The organism is Actinotignum sp. usb-actsch-rep-73 (assembly GCF_059082735.1).
Map to the genome: position 1 here is coordinate 21878 of NZ_JBHNPV010000081.1, position 22002 is coordinate 43879.

At 58.5% G+C, this 22002-nt stretch carries 14 protein-coding genes; 1 reads left to right on the top strand and 13 read right to left on the bottom strand.

What is annotated here, in order from left to right; genetic code table 11:
- Positions 1 to 232 precede the first annotated feature (232 nt).
- From nrdF to AC5RE1_RS07365, 4 genes are all read right to left on the bottom strand, one after another.
- Entirely contained in the window at positions 233 to 1195 is a 963-nt protein-coding gene (gene nrdF / locus AC5RE1_RS07350) for a class 1b ribonucleoside-diphosphate reductase subunit beta (RefSeq protein ID WP_103632838.1), read from the bottom strand.
- A gap of 218 nt (positions 1196 to 1413) precedes the next feature.
- Positions 1414 to 2772, bottom strand: a complete 1359-nt coding sequence (locus AC5RE1_RS07355) for an alpha/beta fold hydrolase (protein ID WP_103632837.1) — start codon at positions 2770 to 2772, stop codon at positions 1414 to 1416.
- 183 nt (positions 2773 to 2955) lie between these two features.
- Positions 2956 to 3900, bottom strand: coding sequence for a ribonuclease H family protein (locus AC5RE1_RS07360; protein WP_103632836.1), 945 nt, complete (start codon positions 3898 to 3900; stop codon positions 2956 to 2958).
- Positions 3897 to 6275 carry a S9 family peptidase gene (locus AC5RE1_RS07365; RefSeq protein ID WP_006680653.1) on the bottom strand — a complete coding sequence of 793 codons (2379 nt, stop codon included), beginning with the start codon at positions 6273 to 6275 and terminating at the stop codon, positions 3897 to 3899. The genes AC5RE1_RS07360 and AC5RE1_RS07365 overlap by 4 nt, the downstream gene beginning before the upstream one ends.
- Positions 6276 to 6331: 56 nt before the next feature.
- On the opposite strand from AC5RE1_RS07365, the gene AC5RE1_RS07370 reads away from it, so the two are divergent.
- On the top strand, positions 6332 to 6526 hold the full coding sequence (locus AC5RE1_RS07370; protein ID WP_006680654.1) for a hypothetical protein: 195 nt from the start codon (positions 6332 to 6334) through the stop codon (positions 6524 to 6526).
- A gap of 317 nt (positions 6527 to 6843) precedes the next feature.
- On the opposite strand, the gene AC5RE1_RS07375 is transcribed toward AC5RE1_RS07370, so the two are convergent.
- The 9 genes from AC5RE1_RS07375 to nrdH all read right to left on the bottom strand — a co-directional run bounded on the left by AC5RE1_RS07375 (position 6844) and on the right by nrdH (position 21820).
- On the bottom strand, positions 6844 to 9399 hold the full coding sequence (locus AC5RE1_RS07375) for an ABC transporter permease (RefSeq protein ID WP_493938518.1): 2556 nt from the start codon (positions 9397 to 9399) through the stop codon (positions 6844 to 6846).
- Positions 9396 to 10157, bottom strand: coding sequence for an ABC transporter ATP-binding protein (locus AC5RE1_RS07380; RefSeq protein ID WP_464813068.1), 762 nt, complete (start codon positions 10155 to 10157; stop codon positions 9396 to 9398). Before AC5RE1_RS07380 ends, AC5RE1_RS07375 begins: the two co-directional genes overlap by 4 nt.
- A gap of 108 nt (positions 10158 to 10265) precedes the next feature.
- Positions 10266 to 12029, bottom strand: coding sequence for an ABC-ATPase domain-containing protein (locus AC5RE1_RS07385; RefSeq protein WP_493938519.1), 1764 nt, complete (start codon positions 12027 to 12029; stop codon positions 10266 to 10268).
- 155 nt (positions 12030 to 12184) lie between these two features.
- Entirely contained in the window at positions 12185 to 15736 is a 3552-nt protein-coding gene (locus AC5RE1_RS07390) for a proline dehydrogenase family protein (RefSeq protein ID WP_493938520.1), read from the bottom strand.
- 200 nt (positions 15737 to 15936) lie between these two features.
- A complete protein-coding gene (gene putP / locus AC5RE1_RS07395) occupies positions 15937 to 17433 on the bottom strand; it encodes a sodium/proline symporter PutP (protein WP_493938521.1) in 1497 nt (498 codons plus the stop codon).
- 284 nt (positions 17434 to 17717) lie between these two features.
- A complete protein-coding gene (locus AC5RE1_RS07400; RefSeq protein WP_493938522.1) occupies positions 17718 to 18551 on the bottom strand; it encodes a hypothetical protein in 834 nt (277 codons plus the stop codon).
- Between the two features lie 268 nt (positions 18552 to 18819).
- Entirely contained in the window at positions 18820 to 20976 is a 2157-nt protein-coding gene (gene nrdE / locus AC5RE1_RS07405) for a class 1b ribonucleoside-diphosphate reductase subunit alpha (protein ID WP_493938523.1), read from the bottom strand.
- The gene (gene nrdI, locus AC5RE1_RS07410) at positions 20946 to 21362 is read right to left on the bottom strand and encodes a class Ib ribonucleoside-diphosphate reductase assembly flavoprotein NrdI (RefSeq protein ID WP_103632827.1); all 417 of its coding nucleotides are present in this window, start codon (positions 21360 to 21362) and stop codon (positions 20946 to 20948) included. Before nrdI ends, nrdE begins: the two co-directional genes overlap by 31 nt.
- Before the next feature lie 194 nt (positions 21363 to 21556).
- On the bottom strand, positions 21557 to 21820 hold the full coding sequence (gene nrdH, locus AC5RE1_RS07415) for a glutaredoxin-like protein NrdH (protein ID WP_101628451.1): 264 nt from the start codon (positions 21818 to 21820) through the stop codon (positions 21557 to 21559).
- Between the last annotated feature and the right edge of the window lie 182 nt (positions 21821 to 22002).

A 22002-nucleotide genomic window follows, 5' to 3' on the forward strand; every position in this document is an offset into this window, starting at 1 on the left:
GCTTTTCTGGCGGTTGATCGCCGAAATATCGACTCTCTTCCAACGGAAAAACGCTTCGCGTGAGCGTAAATGCACACACGTAACAAAAACAGTTTAACCGTCAACGCGAAAGTGAGGGTTTTTTGCGGACGCTTCTCCACGATTTCTAGGATAAATCCAGGGGTGAAACGAAAGAGCCCCGACAACCGTGCTGGTTGCCAGGGCCCTTGTCAGTTGTCTTGAAGGAGGGGCCTTAGAAGTCCCAGTCCTCGTCCTCGGTGTCGACGATCTCGCCGATGACGTAGGAGGAACCGGAGCCCGAGAAGAAATCGTGGTTCTCGTCGGCGTTCGGCGACAGAGCCGCCAGAATTGCCGGGTTCACGTTCGTCTCGTCGGCCGGGAACAGGGCCTCGTAGCCGAGGTTCATCAGCGCCTTGTTCGCGTTGTAGCGCAGGAACTTCTTCACGTCCTCGGTGAGGCCGAGCGGATCGTAGAGATCCTCCGTGTACTGCTCCTCGTTCTCGTAGAGCTCGTAGAGGAGGGAGTAGGTGTAATCCTTGAGCTCGTCGCGGCGCTCGGGAGAGGACTCGGCGACGGCGAGCTGGTACTTGTAGCCGATGTAGTAGCCGTGAACGGCCTCGTCGCGGATGATCAGGCGGATCAGGTCAGCGGTGTTCGTCAGCTTCGCGTGCGCCGACCAGTACATCGGAGCGTAGAAGCCCGAGTAGAAGAGGAAGGACTCGAGCATCGTCGAGGCGACCTTGCGCTTGGCCGGATCGTCGCCCTCGTAGTAGGACTTCACGATCTCGGCCTTCTTCTGGAGGGGCTCGTTCTCTTCCGACCAGCGGAAGGACTCGTTGATCTCCTCGGTGGACAGGAGGGTCGAGAAGATCGAGGAGTACGACTTCGCGTGCACGGACTCCATGAACGCGATGTTCGTGTAGACGGCCTCCTCGTGCGGGGTGCGCGCGTCGGGGATAAGGGAGATTGCGCCGACGGTGCCCTGCAGGGTGTCCAGCAGAGTCAGGCCGGTAAACACGCGGTTCGTCATCAGCTGCTCGTCCGGGTGCAGGGTTTTCCAGGACTGAATGTCGTTCGACAACGGCACTTTTTCAGGCAACCAGAAGTTGCCGGTGAGGCGATCCCAGACCTCGAGGTCCTTCTCGTCCTCAATGCGGTTCCAGTTGATCGCTTCAAAAACAGGCTGAGTGCTCACTGGTCTTCTTTCAATCCGGGGTGTGCTTCGTATCCAAGCGCGGGCGTTTGGGGGTATGGACATAGCCTACCCGCGATGTGGGTGGGTAGGTGAGGTGGGCGGGCGGCCGATCTTGTGAGATCGGCCAGTTGCGCACACATCGAGTGTGCACCAATCGACGAGGCCGCCTGCCGATCTTGGCTCTGCTCTTATCGCAGGCGGAGCCAGGGAGTCGGTGCTCAGTCGCGTACCAACTCGAAAAGGTGGTCGATAACGTTCGTTCCGGACGCGCGCAGACCGTCGTGCTGGTACTCGTTCGTGATCCACGTGCGTGCGCCACGGATTGTCGCCGCGGTATCGAGGGACAGTTCACGAGGCACAAACATGTCGTCGTAGTAGACGGCTGCTGCGACCGGGACGGTGTTGTGAGTCAGAACCTCGGGAATGTAGACGGCCGGCCAATCCGTGCGTGTCGCCAGAATGTCGCAGGCTTTGGCGAACGGGCGGAGGAACGGATCCTCGTCGAAGAAACGGCGCATCATGTGCTCGCCGGTCAGGTAGTAGGGCTCAGATTCGTCGAGTGGATCGGCATCCTTAGCGAAACCGGGGATTTCTTCGGCTAGACGGTCGGCGGACCAGTTCGTTGTCGTGCCCGCCAGGTCGGGGGTCGCACCCGCATAAATTGTTTCGTGCAGGACCGCGTACATGGGTGTACCTGCAATTTCCGCCGCGATGCCTTCGAGGAACTGGTGTGACAGACGACGCTGCCCACGCACCGTCGTCCACGGGCCTTCGAGCAGGTAGTGCAACATGTCTGTGCGCGTTGTTGTTCCCAGGCCCATGCCGATCATGCGGAATCGTGCGGGGCTGAGGCGTTCTCCTGTTGGCAGTAGTTCTTCGGTGTCGCGCAGGTGAGCGGCGATTTCACGGATCGTGCGCTCGTCGGATGCGTAGCGCGAGAAGTAGGTCTGGTTACGCTTCGCCGTGGCGGCGTATGTCCGGCGATAGATTTCGTCAACATGTGTAAGGCCCGGCAAACCACCCGTAAGTAGTGACTTTTCGAGGCCCTCTGGGGCGAGCGACAGATAAGCGGTCGTGATGAATCCGCCGAAGCTCTGGCCCAGAGTCGACCACTGTGCGTCGCCAGCCAGCTCACGGCGAACATGCTCGGCATCCCAGACAATCTGATCCTGGCGGAAAAGCATCAGGTAATCAGCCAACGCCTGGTCGTTGATGGACCCATCCGGGTTATCGAAGCGACCGGACTCCACCAAACTGCGCGCATCAAGGCGTCCCGACTGGCCAGTGCCTCGTTGATCTAATAGAACCAAGCGGTGGTCGTCGAGCAGACGCCCAAGCCAGCCATCGCGGAAGTCACCCGAACGAGGCGCGCCAAAACCGGGACCCCCCTGCAAATACACCAAGTAGGGGAGGTTTTCGCCACCGGGGCGGATCACCTCGCGCGCGAAAACCTCGATCGTTTCCAGCGTCTGCGGAGTCGATGCGGGTGCGTTCAGCGTCTTCCGGTGATCCAACGGGACGACGAAACGGTGTTCATTGACGGTGCAAGAGTGCTGAATATACGAGTTCACGAGCATGAACCCACTGTATCGCGGGCGGGCGATCCAATTCGCATACCCGCAACGATGTCAGTGAACCGAGAGCAAGCTGGCTCTTTGCGGGAGTGCGGTTGCAGGCTGGACATCACTCAGCAAATCTTGCGCGTGGGTCGCTACTGCTCGTTCGAGGGACGCACCGTGGACGTCAGTGTGGCCTGCCTCTTAACCTTTCAAGGTTGTCTGATGATGAACCAGGCTCAGCCCACGCGAATTCTCACTTGGCTCCCAGACCGACAGCTCAACGCTGGCGCCGTTCTTCCATCGCATCTCGTAGCGAACAAGCCAAGCGCTTCCTGCGGGAGTCACCGTCATGCGACTGATCTTCGCGTCGAGGGGAACAGGGCCCTCCAACGTCGTGGTCACGTTCCCGTTCGGCCAAACGCGCGTGCAGTCCGAGGCTGCAATCTGCTTTAAAACCGATGATTCTCCTGTAAGCCAGGCGGTGAGGAACACCTTTTCATTCTCAATCAGACGCGACCTGTTGTCCGATCCGGAACCGTCACGCATCTCCATGAAAGAAGAGTCAGAAGAAGAAACCGCCGGCTCCGCGACTGCGCTCGCGGAATCATCGCCGAAATCACCGGTTTCGTTGGACTGCGAAGCGGGAGTTTCTCCCCCACTACCAGCAAATCCGGGGCCAGGCTTGGGGATGCGACCCGCCTGATATTCCTCGGCGCATCCGCGCGCGAAGTCATCGGCGAGCTCGTTCATGGTGTGCCCAGCGTGGCCTTTCACCCATTCGAAGGTTACGTTCCGCCCAGCGATGACACGGTCAATTTCTTGAATCAGTTCAAGGTTCTTGATCGGCTTCTTATCGGCTTTCACCCAACCGCGCTTCTTCCACCCGTGCATCCACTGAGAGATCACGTTGATCGCATACTGCGAATCGGCCAAGATATGGAGCTCACAGTCAGCAAACCCAGCAGCTTCCGTGGCCTTCAACAGCTCAAGAACAGCGGTGAGTTCACCCAGATTGTTCGTCCCCGATTCCCAGCCACCGGCATCCCAGCAAGTGGCGTCAACGACCCACGCCCAGCCGGCGGGACCAGGATTCCCAAGTGAAGAACCGTCAACGGCAGCAACGATACGGTTACCTGCAGGCGTCATCGCTGATCACCAGCCTTGTCCATTGCTTCGGATGCTTCAGACGTACCTAGTTCCGATGCTGCGGGCTCGCGAACTCCGACCTGCCCGAGCGCGAAAGCGAACTCTTCGGCGCGAGCCTTCCAGCGCCCTTCACGGCCAGACGGCCCAGCATGACCTGCAACCATCTGAGTACGCAGAACAATCGGACGCGAGGCGGCAAGGTCAGCATCTGCGTTCTGCCCTGACGCTTCTCGTAGGCGTTGGACCCACTTGGTCGGCTCAACAAATTCAACGCGTGTGTCATTCACTGACGTTGTTGCCATAACCGCTGGCAGAGTGACGTTTTCTGGCACGTTCTCGTACGGCGTGTAGCCCTTCATAATCCGGAAGATCTCCGGGCTTTCAATGGGGTTACCCCACTCTTCCCATTCACCGACCGTCAAAGGAAGACTCGGATCCAAGATTGTCGTCAGAGCGTCGACGAAAGGAACGCCAGCGATCACCGTTCGATACAGGTCGGGAGCCATATTCAACACGGCACCCATCAACAGACCACCGGCACTTCGTCCCTCAGCAATGAGGCGTCCGGGAGCAACCCACCCTGATTCGACCATCCAACGCCCAACGTCAATGAAGTCGGTGAAAGTATTCACCTTCACGGCTTCCTTCCCATCGTCATACCACGCGCGCCCCAGTTCGCCACCACCACGGATATGCGCGATCGCAAACACCACACCGCGCTCAAAGATTGGCAGGCGGAGCGTCTCAAACTCGGGGTCATAGGAGACCTCGTACGACCCATATCCCAATTCCCACCCGGGATGTGTGCCGTCAGGTCGCACATCAACCCCGTGAATCAACGTAACCGGGATCTGAGTCTTCCCATCGCGAGCCGTTACCCACACACGCTCTTCCACCATCGTGGACGGATCCCAGCCGGGAGCCTCCGCGACCTTCAGTAATGTCGTTCCACCGCTGAACGGATCAACTTGGATCGTTGTTTCCGGTTGAATCTGCGACTGAACGCGCACGCGGAAGAAATGGTCATCAAAGCGCGGTCCATCGACGGAATCGATCGTGCGCACCGGAGCCTCGGCGTCGACGAAGTGTCCGCAGCCCCAGAGTTCGCCCAGTTCGTCGCCCGAAAGGGGACGAGGCCGGGCATCTCCACTGACGTCAAGAGCCGTGTTTCGTACCCGGTACTCCACTTGTGTCAGAGCATTCGAACGCATAGAAAGCACGCAGAACGATGCCCTAGCTTCCACTTCGAGCAGGCGTTCGCCTGTGCCCGCTTCGCGCACAGTGACCCACGCAGATGGGGGAGCAAAAGGCGCGGTTTCGTCAATCTCAATCGCTGATCCAGTTGCGCGATCGCCAAGAGAGCTACGTGAATAGTCAGCATCAACGGGAGTTGCCAGCGAAATAAGATCCGACGGATAAGTGGCAACGGCAAGCGTGCCCTCTTGTGACAGAGCAGTGTGCACCAGAAGCAGGTGATCGCCAGCAGAATCCACCGTCACCATCACACGCTTTGTCAGACCAGTTACTGGAAGTGGGCGCGTTGACGGACGATCCGGCAACCACACCCATGCCTGACCAGCGGTCGACGACATTGAATGAATGAGAACATGGAACGGGTCCCCACCATCGGAAATCCCCACTTCAAAACGCTCGTCAGGATCAACCAGAAGCAAACGATCCTGATCACGACCGGTGCCAAGCTGGTGCCACCAAACTTCGCACGCGCGCCACGCATCATCCACACCGATGTAAATAAACGAAGCGGAATCCGCCGCCCAGGCCAGCCCATAACCAGCGTCAACCACGGCTTCATCAACGATTTCGCCAGTATCGGCAACCTGAACAACCCACGTGAAGCGCTCATCCCCAGCAGTGTCCCGCGCCCACGCGATTAAGCGACCATCGGGGCTTGGCTGAATATCGGCGACCTTAAAGAACTCCTGTCCCTTTGCCAGAGCATTCTCGTCCAGAATCAGCGTCTCGCCAGGAAGAACATCATCAACACTGGGCTGAGGCGGAAGAGCAGACGCATCAACAATGCCCTTGCGATCGGCCGGCACACGATGATGCGTCGCATACGAATCGCCCTTATGCCACTTGCGGAAATACCAATAATCACCGTCCAAAACGGGAACCGAGACATCATCCAGAGCCGTATGCCCCTTCACCTCGGCTGTAATCGCTGCAGCCAATGACTCAGTTGGCTTACACACTTGATCCGCCCAGTGATTCTCTGCATCCAGGTGCGCGACCACATCAGCATTCGACTCATCGCGCAACCAATCCCAGCCATCATCAAAATGATCGCCGTGAATATCGCGGATGCGGTAGCCAAATCGACGTTCGGCCACAGGTGGAAGGGTGAATGTGCTCATGCACAGACTTTAACCCGCACCATGCACAATTGTTTTACATGGCCCCGTACGGGTAAATGAGCCTGCGCCTCAGCATCGACACCTTCACCGTCAATCCGGCAACCGCACGCGTCGGCGCGTTTAATGCTTCCCGTGGTCAAATGCGCTGGTTCGGCAAAGAAGACATGATGACCTTGGCCGACCTGCCAGCCAATGAGCGTTTGAACTCCCTGTTCACCGTTCTTACGGCATCGGTGCGCGCTCGAAAGTAGGGGAGTGGTTGGGCTTTCACTGGCTGGTTTTTGAGAGACTGACCGGTTTGTGTGCACGGGCTGCACCTGACGCGACGGTTTAGTGTCTGAGGGCGTGGTTGTGTCGCGTGGGGTGTAGGTGGTGCGGTGAGGAGGCGGGTTTTGTGCCCCGAACTGCATCTGACGCGACACTTTTGCCCTGAAAACCCCAGATCCGTCGCGCTAGGTGCAGTTCGTGTAGTCCCACGCAACACGCGAAAAACCGACGAGGTTCGGGCTTGAACGAAACTCGGGGTGCATCCGAATGGATGCACCCCGAGCCCCGACACGGAGCCGTGTTACTCAGTCGTCAGTGCCTCCACGGGAGAGACCTTTGCAGCCTTGCGTCCGGGCAACCACGAGGCAATCAAAGCGGCCAACACGGACACAGCAACAACCGCAATCAGCGTTCCCCACGGCATGGCGATTGCAATGGTCACATCCTTTAAAGGCAGGGCGTATGTTCCCGCGATTCCAAAGATAATCCCCAGAATCACACCGATGGTTGACCCAGCCAACGCGATACAGACAGCTTCGACACTCAGCATTGTCTTAATATTCCGGCGGGTCATACCAAGAGCGCGCAACAGACCGTTCTCGCGGGTGCGCTCCGCAACAGACAGACTGAGCGTATTCGTCACACCGACCAGTGCAATCAGAACCGAAATACCGAGCATTCCGATCACGACCAGTAGGACTTGATCGATCGCCCGGTTGTAGGTTTCGCGTTCAAGAGCGGTACCGTTCACCGAGTACTGGTCGTTGAGCGACAGCAGAGCGGACTGTACTTCGGTAGCACTCGCCTGGTCGTCCAGCTTCACTTGAATCGCACTCACACCGGCTGATGAATCCAGTTTGCCGAGGGCGTTCGCAGAGATTGAAACGTAGTCAGCCGGGGAGCGCTCATCGATGAGAGCGGTGAAATCCGCACACTTTCCATTCGAGGTACACACCTGAACCGTGTCTCCGGTCTTCACTGTGCTGCTCGAAAACTTTGCGGTCGAATCATCCAATACGTCAACCGTGGAGTGTGCGACCGGATTCAAGTCGGGCACGCCGTCGATGAAGACATCAAGCGAATCGGTCCCCGCTGTCATCGTTCCGCTGGTCCCGTGAATCTCAACCGCCGCGACAACACCTTGTGTCCCAGTGACCTCCGACAGAGCGGATGCGGGTAGCTCACCGCTGACAGACTGCACGGTCAGATCGTAAGGACGAGCAGAATCAACCTCGGAAGTGAGCGTCTGACGCATTGATGCTGCGCCCACGCTCATCATGGTGATCAGGGTGACGCCAATGGCGATAGCAACACCTGTTGCTGCGGTGCGACCAGGATTGCGAAGAGTATTTTCGCGTGCCAGCTTTGACGTGGTTCCCCGTCCAAGACTGCCCCACAGACGTGCCAAAGCCGGGATGAAAACGATCGATGCGCACATCATGGCGACTAGCGCGACCATTCCGGAAAGGAATGCGAGCAGGAAACCGCTGGTTGACCCACGCATGGACAGGCCAACACCCATACCTGCGAAGGCAAGCGTCGCAATGATGAGCGAAACAATGAAGAACACGCGATGCGACTTCTGCGAGGATGCGGTTTCCGTTTGATTACCCAGTGCCTCGATCGGAGACATGCGAGCAATCGAGCGCGCGGGGCGCAGGTTCGCGGCGATGGTCATCAGCGTGCCAGCTGCCCACGTGCCCGCCAAGGCGATCGGCGAGGCAGCCGAGACAACTGCGTCAGAGAACGAGACAATCCCGAACCCGTTCAGGATCGCAAACCCACCCAATGCGCCCACGGCGGTACCGACCGCCGACGAGATGAGGCCGATCAATGCGGCCTCGCGCATGACCAACGACCGAGTTTGCTTCTTCGTTGCGCCAATGGCGCGTAGCAGGGCGAGCTCGCGACGCCGCTGAGTCATTATCACCTGGAAGGTCGTCGCAACAACGATAATTGCGACAATCATCGAAATCACGGGGAAGATCAGGAATATCGCTCTGAGTGTTGCTGACCCGACGGCCAGTTGCTCAAGATCTCTTTCGTATGCCGCTTGGCCGGTCATTACTGTCAGACCGGTGTCATCGAGTGTCGTTGTCAGCGTGTTCGCCAACTTTTCTTGCTCAGCAATCGACGGGGAGGCGCTCGATGAGGCAACCAGAATGCTGGTCGTGTACTGCGAGTGATTGGACGCGGCAACCAAGCCGTCCGGTGTCATCATCGCAACACCTTGGCTCGTCGGCCCGGTTTTCATCAGGCCCGAAACGGTCAGGCTGGTCTTTGGAGCAGAAGCATCCTGCGTGTACGCAGCGCTTGCCTGAATCGTGTCGCCTACCTTCACGCCAAGGTTGTCGGCGGCGATCGTGTCGAGGAAGATCTCAGTGTCGCTGTTCGGAAGGGCACCTTCTGTTACTTCACTGCGGTGGAAAGGTTCCGGCTGGGTAGAGCTTGCCATGCGAACCGTGCGCTTAGCGCCATTCGACAGATTGAGGAAGGCCCGCTGTTGCGGTGCAATTGCCGTGACACCGTCGGTTGCCTTCAACTGATCGGTGACCTCTAAAAGATCCGAGTGGCCGGCATCGTAGAACTCGTCAGTAGCCTCGACCACCGCGGCAGCACCGTGGTAGGAATCGCGCGCACTCGCGGTCAGTGATGCGGTCATGCCGTTGCCGAGTGCCAGGAACACCATGATGAACGCGGTTGAAATCGCGACGGCGAGGCCGGTCGCCACGTAGCGATGACCGTGCGTCTTCACGTTGGCGCGGAGCAAGTGGCCAAGGGTTCCACGCGTTGTGGAAGCGTCGGTACGAGGTTCGGATGTAGGGGCGAAATCGCCCGGTTGTTTAATGGAGCTCATCGTGCAGCCTCGCTCAGCTGAGCTTCGGTCGGCTTGGTCAGATCGGCGCGGATCTTTCCGTCGCGCATCACCAGGACACGGTCGGCAATCAGAGCGGCGTTTTGATCGTGCGTCACCATGATGACGCTCTGCCCCAGCTGATCAACGGTGGCGCGAAGAAGTTGCAGGACCTCGCGCGAGGAAGCGGAGTCCAGGTTGCCGGTCGGTTCGTCGGCGACGATCACTGCTGGCTTCGATGCGAGCGCACGGGCAACGGCGACGCGTTGCTGCTGGCCACCAGACATTTCCTGCGGGCGATGCTTCAAGCGATTCCCGATGCCGAGCACGTCGATGATCATGGAGAGCCAACGGCGGTCAGGCTTTTGTCCGGCCAAGTGAAGGGGAAGCTCAATGTTTGCGCGCGCATCAAGAGTGGGAACAAGGTTGAAGCTCTGGAATACGAAACCGATGCGGTCGCGACGAAGACGGGTCAACGCGTCATCATCCAGTTGCGACAAGGTTTTACCTTCGATCCGAACCTCGCCACTGGTCGCCAAATCGAGACCGGCAAGCATGTGAAGCATGGTCGACTTACCTGAGCCCGACGGACCCATAATGGCGGTGAAGGTGTGCTCGTAAAAGTCGACGCTGACGTCGTCGAGCGCTGCGACGCGCGTATCATCCTGACCGTAAATCTTGGATACGTGATCAAGCGCGACAACGGGCGCGGACGACGAAACGGATGAGACTGACTGAGATTGTGGAAGTGAAATGCTCATGCTTCAACTGTGCGCCGAGCAACGAGCTACGCACTATGAGGGAAGCGCCCATTTCCACCCCCATTTTCTTGTGGGGGATGTCCCCGATTAACCTCGAATAGAGGGGGCTCAGTCCTTTTCCACGGAGTCGGTGGCGACAATACTGAGCCCGCGGAAACGGTTGATCGCGGCCCCAATGTCGACGCGTCGCGGGCGAGCCAAGAATGCCGGGTATGAGCGTGCCCCGAACTTTGTCAGCGCGTCCAAGCCTTCGGATGCGAACTGACGTTCAAGACGAGCAAGCAGTTCGGCTAGCGCCATCTTGCCGGCAGCATAGTTTTCCAAAACTCCTCGGACCGCCCACGCGATTGCTTCGGTCTGACCCGGATCGACGATTTGCTCCACGTCCGTCAGGGTGATTGTCTGGCGGTCGATCGTGATTTCGTCCAGGCCCGCGGACTTTGTCTTCGGGCGGTCGGACGTGGGGCGCAGGCGATGGGGGATACGAGGCGCGGGCATCGCGAATTCCTGCTTGTCATTACGAGGCCGCGGCATGTGTTCAGCTACATCCTTGGCGCGGGCGGTGACGTCCACGCAACGGTAAGTGTCAAGCATGAGGACGCAGTCGGCAACGTCCAGATAGTCGCCAGAACCGCCCATGACCATAATCGTTGAAACATTCTGCTTTGCAAGAGCTCCGATACGGTCAACGAGGGGAGTGATCGGCTCTTTTTCGGTGGCGACGAGGGCGCGCATACGCTCATCACGGATCAAGAGGTTCGTTGCCGAAGTGTCTTCGTCGATCAGCAGAAGAGGAGAGCCGAGTTCCACAGCCTCCATGATCGCCGCAGCCTGAGAGGTTGAGCCTGAAGCGTTCGACGTCGAGAAGTTCGTCGTGTTCGCGCCGCCCGGCAAATGTGAAATAAAGGGAGAAACATCGACTCCGGTCACGGTACGACCATCGGCTGCGCGTACCTTCATGGCGTCCGGAAGAGTTGCTACGAGTTCGCGACCGTCGCTTGGAACATGCGCGTACACGCCTCGTTGGATTGCTGATAATAGCGTCGACTTGCCGTGGTAGCCACCGCCGACGATTACGGTGACACCGGGAGCAATTGCCATGCCACTGACTGTGCCCGCGTGAGGAAGGTTCACCGTCTGACGCAGAGTCTGCGGGGACTCAAAAGTTACCGCGGTATCGGCGTCCATCGGAACCTGCGAAATCCCCGACTTACGGGCAAGCAACGAGCCATCGGCGATAAAAGACACCCAGTTGTTTTCCGCCAGAGAATCGATCAGAGCGCAATGATCCTCGTACGTTGCAATGTGGGTTTTCAAGGCAGAAGTCTTGGCGATGGTGATGTCATCGTCAGACACAAAATCAAACGTGTCCATCACAATGTTCGGAATATCCACGTCGAAAATACGGGCAGCTTCGCGGCCCATGATCGTTCGACCTCGCGCAGGCATCTGAACCTGGAAACGGATCTCAACATGATCGGGCATCACCTTCGCGCTTGAACGCTGCAGGATCTCTGGACCCGGGTGAGCGATCCGAATGGCACCACCACGAATGCGGTTTCTGATTGCTACCTCGAAGGCTCGCGCCAGGAAGTCAGCCGTCGCCAGACGAGCCTGACCATTGGCCAATGCTTCAGGTGGCAAGCCCATTCGATCAGGTTTCGCAGTTGCGCGAATCGACGACGGAGGAGCGTAAGGGTCGGACTGAATCCGATCAATGCTCAGCGAAAAATCGCCGTAATCCCAGTCGCCGATCACCGACTTATACGACCCGTAGGAGCGACCATCTAGACGGTCGAGGTCACGAATCAACTCTGTGTCAGAGCCAGAGCGTTTGTGGAACTTATCGTCGGTGTGAAAGCGAGGGACCATGCCCCTATCGTATCGGGTCGCTCCACCCCGGGCACAGGTCGCGCCGGCGGGCATTCCACGCACATAACGTGGTCGCTTTCCGATGCCCGCCGGCGCTATTCCTCACTCACACGGTTGAGGAAGCCTGTGCAGTACCCCGCACAGGGGCACCTCAGTCAGCCCTGCAAGACCTGCGTCGACAGGGGAGTGCGATTACCGAAACGATGGTTCGTGATCGACACTGCCTGCTCGTGAACGAACGGCAGAACCTCTACACGGCCAGAGTTTGTGACGGGGCCATCCCAGACGGCCACGTCAATCGAGCCACCCACGGCGCAACGCAGGTCGTCGCCGGCCTCGTCAATGAGACGAATACGCTCGTCGTAGTTGAATTCCACCTGTGTCAGACGCATAGTGAACTGATCGAAGTCTTCGACAACAACCCCGATACCCATGTGCGCCAGTAGCGACGCGATCGACGTGGGTAGCGGTGTGGTCGTGGAAACGGTCAGCTCAACATCGCCCCAACCGCCGCCGGTGGTCTCGCGAATCATTCCCTCACCCAGTGGATTCGAAGCGAAGGAACCCGTTGCCACGCCAGCCGAGATGACGCGCAGAATATCGGTCAGCGAAGCGCCCGCTCCGGCGCGAATCGTTGCACGTGCTGGAATGTAACGTAGAATATTGCGCTCCGCGGGCACCGCGCTCGGGTCATGTAAGACGTCGAATTCGGTGAACGCGGCCTCGTTATCCGACGAAATTGCCTTCGCCAAACGCTCCATCTCTTCGCCGTCAAGCACCTCGGACGCCGAATCGAGCAGATCACGCAACTGAGGCTTCAACGTGTGCGTCGACGGAGCGGAATCGAGTGGCGCGGACGCCAGCGAACCGAAGCCCAGCAGGTAGTTTGGGCCACCGGCCTTCGTGCCTTCGCCGACAACTGAACGCTTCCAGCCACCGAACGGCTGGCGACGCACGATCGCGCCCGTGATACCGCGGTTAACGTACACGTTGCCAGCTTCGACGTTGTTCAGCCAGTAGTTGATTTCGTCCGGATCCAGCGAGTGCAGGCCGGCGGTCAGACCGTACTCGACCATGTTCTGCGCTTCGATCGCCTCATCGAGCGTATCGACGCGGATAATGCCGAGGATCGGGCCGAAGTATTCGGTCAAGTGGTACTCGCTACCGACCTGGACACCCGAGCGGACACCAGGACTCCACAGTCGGTTCGTGTCATCGAGAGGCTTTGGGGTGATTTCCCACTTCTGACCTGGCTCCAACGTGGTCAGACCGCGCAGTAGCTTTCCGGTCGGCTCGGTCGCCAGCGGACCCATCTGAGCGCTCAGGTCATCCGACCAGGCGACATGCAGGGAACGAACCGCGTCAAGCAACTGGTTGCGCACGCGCTTCGAGAAGCCGACCGAACCGACCAGAATCACATAGGAGCAGGAAGAACACTTCTGACCAGCGTGACCGAACGCTGAGTTCACAACATCCTTTACGGCCAGATCAAGGTCGGCCGACGGAGTGATGATGATCGAGTTCTTACCCGAAGTTTCTGCCATGATCTTCATCGTTGGATCCCAGGAGCGGAACAGTTCAGCCGTCCCAGCCGCGCCTGTCAGGACAACGCGACCCACACGCGGGTGCGTGACGAGGTCCTTACCCAGCGTGTCCTCGCCGACGGAGACAAACTGCAGGACATCCTTCGGGACACCCGCAGCCCACAGGCACTCGGCAATAACGGCGCCACAGCGACCAGCCGGATCAGCAGGCTTCAAAATGACAGCCGATCCTGCAGCCAAAGCGGCCAGAACGCCACCGGCAGGAATTGCCAGCGGGAAGTTCCACGGCGGAGTAACCAAGGTCAGATCCACCGGAGTGAACTGGGCGCCATCGAGTTTTTCGAGCTCCAGAGCAAGCTGTGCGTAGTAGTGGGCAAAGTCGGTAGCTTCGGAAACCTCGACGTCAGCCTGCTCCAGGGACTTGCCCAGTTCGGAGCCGGCAACCTCGATCAGATCCGCGCGACGACGGGCCAGCTCAACACCTGCGCGGTGCAGGATATCGCTACGCTCTGCGGCGCTACGGGCCGCCCATTCCTTGCCGGCGTTCGCGGTCGCCTCGACGAGGGTGTCCAGGGTTTCGCGATCAGTGATCGTCCCCGCTTCAAGGGTCGAAGTTCCCAGAGTTGAGGTCGGGATACGCTCGGCGATTTCACGTGCCCACTGCAGGTTGACCGGAAGAGCCGGATCCGAATCCGCAGTGTTCGCGAAGACCCAGTTACCGTTCGAGTCCTTCAACGGTGCAGCCAGGTCGTCGGCAGTTTCCGACGTGCGGTCCTGGGTACGATTTGCGCCAACACGGCTGATTCCCTCGCGCTTCATCTGCTCAACTGCGGCAAGGAAGCGAGTCTTTTCCTTATCGAATGACACTTGCGAGGTGCCGATATCGAAGATCGACGCCATGAAGTTATCGTCCGCGGAGTTTTCTTCCAGTCGGCGCACCAGGTACGCGATGGCAACGTCGTATTCGTCGGGGTGAACGACGGGCACGTACAGTAACAGGTTGCCGACTTCCTGACGAACTGCGGCCGCCTGCTGCATCGCCATACCGGACAGCATTTCGAATTCAACGTGGTCGGTAACACCGCGTTCCTTCGCCAGCTCCCATGCGCAGGCGACTGTGAACAGGTTGTGTCCCGCGACGCCGATGTTGACGTTCTGAATACGATCGGGGTGCATCGCCCAATCCAGGACTCGCACGTAGTTCGCATCCGTCGACTGCTTCGAATCCCAGGTCGTCAGATCCCAGCCGTGCATCGCGGCATCGACGCGCTCCATTGCCAGGTTTGCGCCCTTCACGACACGCACCTTGATCGGTGCTCCGCCACGCGCTCTGCGTGCTGCTGCCCATTCCTGCAGATCCTTCATGACGTTCAGGGTGTCGGGCAGATAGGCCTGAAGCACGATGCCGGCACGCAGACCCAGGCATTCTTCACGGTCGAGGATTGTCTTGAACACGTCGACCGTCAGCTGAAGGTCGTGGTATTCCTCCATGTCCAAGTTGATGAACTTGCCACCGGCGCTGACCGCGTACTGGTAGAGCGGAAGCAGTTCGCGCACCGCGTGGTTAACGATCTGGTCGTATCCCCACGGGTTGTGCGGGCCGGTCACCGCCGAAACCTTCAGTGAAACGTAGTCAACATCCGGGCGCTCCAACAGACGACGAGTGTCGTCGAGGCGCTTGCGAGCTTCCTTCTCGCCCAGCACGGCTTCGCCGAGCAGATTCATGTTCAGGCGCGCGCCATCTTTACGAAGTCGCTCGATTGCTGGACCGAGCTTCTCGTCGGACACATCAACAACAAGATCACCAACAAGGCGTGCAAACACCTTGCGGGCGGCGGGAACAGCGATTGACGGAACTAGCGTGCCAGCCTTCCCGCCAATCAGTGCAGGGGTGCGCAGATACCACGGCAAGAACTTCGGGTTCTTCGCGCCGACCTCGGCAAGGTGGCGTGCGGCCACCTTCTGGTCTTCGGGGCGAACCACTCCGTCAACGAATGAAACGGTGTAATCCAAGCCCTCTTCGTCCTTCAACACGCCGGCCAGCAACTGTGCTGCCGGGTCAGTCGGGAACTGTGTCGATGATGTCGCCCAACGCCTCGCGGTAGCAAGCGCGCGGTCAACGATCGTTTCGAAATCCGTGGTGGGGTTTTCTGATTCAGACATTCTTCCTCGATTACTTTGTTCAGTGGTGTGTGAGTGAGTTGGAAAGATTCAGTGCGGTGATGTTCAGTCGACGAGGCCGCCCACCCCGTTTCAGGCCGTGGCGGTTCAGTGGGCGAGGTGGCCTCGTCAATTCTGAAATAGAGGGATCTGACTGCTTCGCGCCACCTGCGTTCGTGGCGAAGTAGCGCGAAGCTGAGGCGTCAGATGCCCTGAGTTTCTGCGATTGTCTGGTCGAACTCGGCATCAATGTCCGGGTTTGGCTTCCACGTTGCACGCGACACGATGGCCGCAACGATGAGGTTCAGAAGGAAGCCGGGGACGATCTCGTACAGGTCGAAGATGCCACCCGAAATGTTGCCCCAGATGCCAACGACGACCGCGCCGGTCACCATGCCGGCGATTGCGCCTGCCGAGGTGAGTTTGCGCCAGTACAGTGACAGGATCACGATCGGACCGAATGATGCGCCGAAGCCGGCCCACGCGAACGCCACCAGACCCAGAATCGAGTCGGATCTTTGCCACGCCAGAAGCGCTGCGATCAGAGCGATCACGCCAACCGCGATACGGCCAGCAAGAACACCGTCAGCGCCGTTCAGTTCGCGTTTCGTGTAGGCGCGGTAGATATCTTCGACCAGTGCGGACGAGGTCACCAGAAGCTGGGATGAAATGGTCGACATGATGGCGGCGAGGATCGCTGCAAGCATGAAGCCTGCGATGAAGGGGTGGAAGAGCAACTGCCCGAGGCTGATGAAGACGCCTTCGGGGTTCGCGAGCTTTCCTTCGTCATGCTGGTAGACGGCGATGCCGACAATTGCTGTCATGCCTGCACCAATCACGGACAGGAGCATCCAACTGATACCGATGCGACGACCCTGCTTGGCCTCCGCGGTAGAACGCAGTGCCATGAAGCGGACGATGATGTGCGGCTGACCGAAGTAGCCGAGGCCCCACGCGAGCGCCGACACGATGCCGAGGATTGCTGCGCCGGACAGGGCGCCTTCACCGTGAGTGAGCGAGAGGATCGTCGGATCGATGCGGTTCACTTCGCTCATCAGATTGGAGAAGCCACCAACGTGGATGATGCCCACAACCGGCACCAGGATGAGCGCGATCAGCATCATGATGCCCTGAACGACGTCGGTCCACGATACGGCAAGGAAGCCACCGACCAGCGTGTACAGCACTGTCGTCGCAGCGATGATGACCATACCCAGGTGGTAGTCCATGCCGAATGATGATTCGAAGAACGCGCCACCGGCGACCATGCCCGATGAAACGTAGAACGTGAAGAACACGGTGATGACAAGGCCGGCAACGATACGAACAATATTGGAGGTATCGCGTAGGCGTTGGCCGAGGAACGATGGAACGGTGATCGAGTTCGATGCGATCTTCGAGTATGCGCGAAGCCTGGGGGCGGTGAACTTCCAGTTCAGCCATGCGCCGAGGGTCAGGCCAACTGCGATCCAGCCTTCGATGAGGCCGTTGAGGTAGAGCGCACCGGGCAGGCCCATGAGGAGCCAGCCGGACATGTCGGCTGCGCCTGCGGAAAGGGCTGCGACGCCGGGGCCAAGATCTCGGCCACCGAGCATGTAGTCGTCAAGGCTCTTAGTGCGGTTGTATGCGAAAAGACCGATCATGACCATCGCCAATAGGTAGATGATCATCGCCACGGCCTGGAAAGTAGTCTCAGTCATAAGGAGCTCCTAGCGTTGTCGCATCATCGGGGCCCGAGGTGGTGGGCTCGGATAGTGGTGCGAGTTGGGAGCCAGCGTGCTAGCTGGGATGCCCCGAAGCGCCGTTGCGTCGGGTTGTGTTGAGCATAACACCTCTAGGACTTTAGTCGCACATGGTTTTGGGATGAGATATTGCGCGAAAAAAACAACCGCTCACTGCGACATTTCGGAGAATGCCTCCGAAATGTCGCAGTGAGCGGGAGAGTCAGTTCGGTGAATGCGGTGAGCTCACCAGCAGAGCGTCGCTAAACAAACAGTACGGTGAGCGCGGCGATCAAGAAGAACAACACGAGAAACGCTGTCGCAACGCCCCACAAGGCAACACCGACAATGCCGAGAATGCGACCGACCTTCGCATTCGACACGATGTCGGCGCTGACCCCGTTTTCCTGAGCCTGGCGCAGGATCGAATTACCCCACAGCCACGCGGGAATCGAACCAAAGAGGCCGATGAGCGCCAGTCCGAGAATGCCGAGGATCAAGACGATGGTCGAATTCGACTTCAATTCCTGCGCCAGAGGAGTCATCTGGAACGTCATCCCATACGGTGCCTGGGCTCCATACTGACCGCCGTTGTACTGGCCGTATGGGTGCTCGGGCTGGACACCCGGTTGCCCGTAAGGATTCTGCTGATCGAACTGCGGTGCGGTGTAGGCACCCTGGCTAGCGGTTGTCGGCTGCTCGCTTGCCGGCGATGCCCACGGATTCTGTTCCCACGTTGGCTGAGTCGGGGTTGAATCCTCGACTACATCCGCCTCAACGTCTTTCACTTCAGGGGCGGGTTCACTGGCAAGTTCCGTCGTCTCAGCGGTGTCCTTAGTGGGAAGCACCATGGTTTCTTCGACAGCGCCCACAGTGGAATCGCCAACGGGAAGCTCAGTTGTCTCCTCGGTTGTCTCCTCGGTCGGGAGCAGTTCTGTTGCTTCTTCTAGCGGAGAATTCTTCTGTGCAACAGGCTCTGGCGAGTCAGTATCCGCAGGTGCTACCTCTGCTTCTTCAGCGTTCGCTTCAATGACCTGCTCTTCAGCTGGGGTGCCTTCCTGCTTTTCGGCTTCTTCGGGGTTCGACTGCTGATCCATCAGAATGTCCCTTCAACTTGATGTTGATACCAGTCTAGGAAAGGCGGGTGCACCTCAATAGTGGGGACTCCCCTGACTAATCCCCGATCAACCCCCGTAACGTCCCCTTTCCGTCAGAGTGCAACAATCAAGCAATTCCCTAGTCGTTTGGGCAATGCACTGTGAAAGTGGGAAAAGAAATCCCGGCCTCGTGAATTCAAATCAACGAGGCCGGGATTCTCAGTGGCCAACTACCACCGCGCCGGGGGGCAGGTGGCAGACTGAATGCTTAGAGCATGCAGGACACGCACCCCTGAACTTCGGTGCCCTCCAGCGCCATCTGACGAAGACGCATGTAGTACAGGGTCTTGATGCCCTTCTTCCACGCGTAAATGTAGGACTTGTTAATGTCACGCGTCGTCACGGTATCCGGGTAGAAGAGCGTGAGCGACAGACCCTGATCCACGTGCTGAGTAGCAACCGCGTAGGTGTCGATGATCTTCTCCGGGCCGATCTCGTAGGCGTCCACGTAGTACTCGCGGTTCTCGTTCGTCATGTACGGAGCCGGGTAGTAGACACGACCGATCTTGCCTTCCTTACGGATCTCAATCTGAGAAACGATCGGGTGGATCGACGAGGTCGAGTTGTTGATGTACGAAATCGAGCCGGTCGGCGGGATCGCCTGCAGGTTCTGGTTGTACATGCCGTACTGCTTCACATCGGCGGCTAGAGCCTTCCAATCGTCAGCCGTCGGAATGTGGATCGTCGACTTTGCGAGCAACTCACGGCACTTGTCCGTGGCCGGTTCCCACGTGCCATTGATGTACTTCTCGAAGTACTCGCCGGACGCATACTTTGAATCCTCGAAGCCTTCGAAGGAGACGCCGCGTTCTTTCGCGATCAGGCAGGACGCCTTGATTGCTTCGTAGGCGACAGCCAGGAAGTACATGTTCGTGAAGTCCAGAGCCTCTTGAGAGCCGTACATGACGTGTTCGCGAGCAAGGTAACCGTGCAGGTTCATTTGGCCCAGGCCGATCGCGTGGCTCATCGCGTTGCCTCGAGCAATCGAGGGAACCGATTGAATATCCGACAGGTCGGAGACAGCGGTCAGACCGCGGATCGCCGTTTCGATCGTTGTCGAGAAGTCCTCAGAATCCATCGTCTTGGCGATGTTCAACGAACCCAGGTTGCAGGAAATGTCCTTGCCGACGTGGCTGTAGGTCAGGTCAGCGTTGTAGGTCGAGGCCTCGGACACCTGCAGAATTTCGGAGCAGAGGTTCGACATCGTGATGCGGCCCTTGATCGGGTTCGCGCGGTTCACAGTATCTTCGAAGACGATGTACGGGTAGCCGGATTCGAACTGAATTTCAGCGAGGGTCTGGAAGAAACGACGAGCGTTGATCTTCTTCTTGTGAATGCGGCCGTCGTCAACCATCTCGCGGTACTTTTCAGAAACGGAGATTTCAGAGAAGGGAACGCCGTAGACGCGCTCGACGTCGTAGGGGCTGAACAGGTACATGTCCTCGTTGTTACGCGCGAGTTCGAACGTAATATCGGGGATCACAACGCCCAACGACAGGGTCTTGATGCGGATCTTTTCGTCAGCGTTCTCACGCTTCGTGTCGAGGAACTGCATGATGTCCGGGTGGTGTGCGCTGAGGTAAACGGCACCCGCACCTTGACGCGCACCCAGCTGGTTCGCGTAGGAGAAGGAGTCCTCCAGAAGCTTCATGACCGGGACAACGCCACTGGACTGGTTCTGGATCTTCTTAATCGGAGCGCCGGCTTCACGCAGGTTCGTCAGCGACAGGGCGACGCCACCACCGCGCTTCGACAGCTGAAGAGCAGAGTTAATGCCACGGGCGATCGACTCCATGTTGTCTTCGATACGTAGCAGGAAGCAGGATACGAGTTCGCCACGCGCAGCCTTGCCAGCGTTCAGGAAGGTCGGGGTTGCAGGCTGGAAACGGCCGGCCATGATCTCTTCCACGAACTGCTGAGCGAGCTTCACATCTCCGCGAGCCAAGTACAGGGAGACCATCGCAACACGGTCTTCGAAACGCTCCAGGTAGCGCTTACCGTCGAACGTCTTCAGCGTGTAGGACGTGTAGTACTTGAACGCGCCGAGGAACGTGGGGAAGCGGAATTTGTGCGCGTAGGCGCGCTTGAACAGGTCCTTGATGTCCTGGAACTCGTATTGGTCCAGAACAGCCTGCTCGTAGTAGCCCTCTTCAACCAGGTATTCCATCTTTTCTTCCAGGTCGTGGAAGAAGACGGTGTTCTGGTTGACGTGCTGCAAGAAGTATTGGCGAGCTGCCTTACGATCTGCGTCGAACTGGATCTTGCCATTGGCATCGTAGAGGTTCAGCTGGGCGTTCAGAGCGTGGTAATCGAGCTCTGGGTTACTGATTTCTTCTACGCCTGTGTCGGTGAGATTTTCTGCCAAAACTCTTTCAGTCCTTCTCGAACTCGTGAGACGTCCTCGGGGGTTCCGAGTAGCTCGAACTTATACATATGGGGGACACTCAGCTTCGTTGCAACGATATCGCCTGCGAGGCAGTACGCGGTGCCGAAATTCGTATTTCCTGATGAGATGACTCCCACGCAGTGAGACCTGTTACCCGGGTCGTTGAGGAAGGCGATGACCTGCTTGGGAACCGCGCCCTTGAGGTTGCCCCCGCCGTATGTGGGAACAATCAGCACGTAGGGCTGGTCGACGTGCAGGAACTCGTCGCTTTTCAGCAGCGGGATGCGCTGCGCGGGCAGGCCAAGCTTCTCAACGAACCGGCGAGTATTCCCGGTTGCTGAGGAAAAGTAAACGATGTTCACCATGATGGACCTGCCGTTTGTGCTGCTGTGGTGTGGCGCACCGTGCGCCTAGGTGCGATTCGATTGTATTGACGAGGCCGGACATCTCAGTACTGTTTGAGAATGTTGCCGGGGATCGTCATCGCGTTCGTGAAACTCTGTCCGTGAACGCAGTTCGCCCCGGCCACCTCTATCGGTAACCGGGACGGAAGAAAAGATCAGGCCTGGCCGACTGCGAGGGGCGTTGCGGCAGCTGCCGCAACTGCGACGGCCTTGATGCGGTCCGGGCGGAAGCCACTCCAGTGGGTGTCGCCAGCCATGACGACAGGAGCCTGCTGGTAGCCGAGGCCCTTGATGTAATCGAGCGCTTCGAGGTTTTCCGTCACGTCGATCTTCGTGTAGTCAAGACCCTGCTTGTCGAGAGCGCGGCAGGTTGCGTCGCACTGGGGGCAACGGGGCTTCGAGTAGACGGTGATCGTCATGGGATTCTCCTAATTAAAGAGATGGAAACGCGTATCTTCAGGGGGTATCCCGAAGACCTCTTAACACTACACCTTGTGGGTGCTTGAAGGAATAGGCACAACATGTTGTGGTCGTAACGTTGTGTGACTCAGACTGTGGATAGAGGGAGGCGGATCTGTGAATACGGTGTGGATGGGCTTAC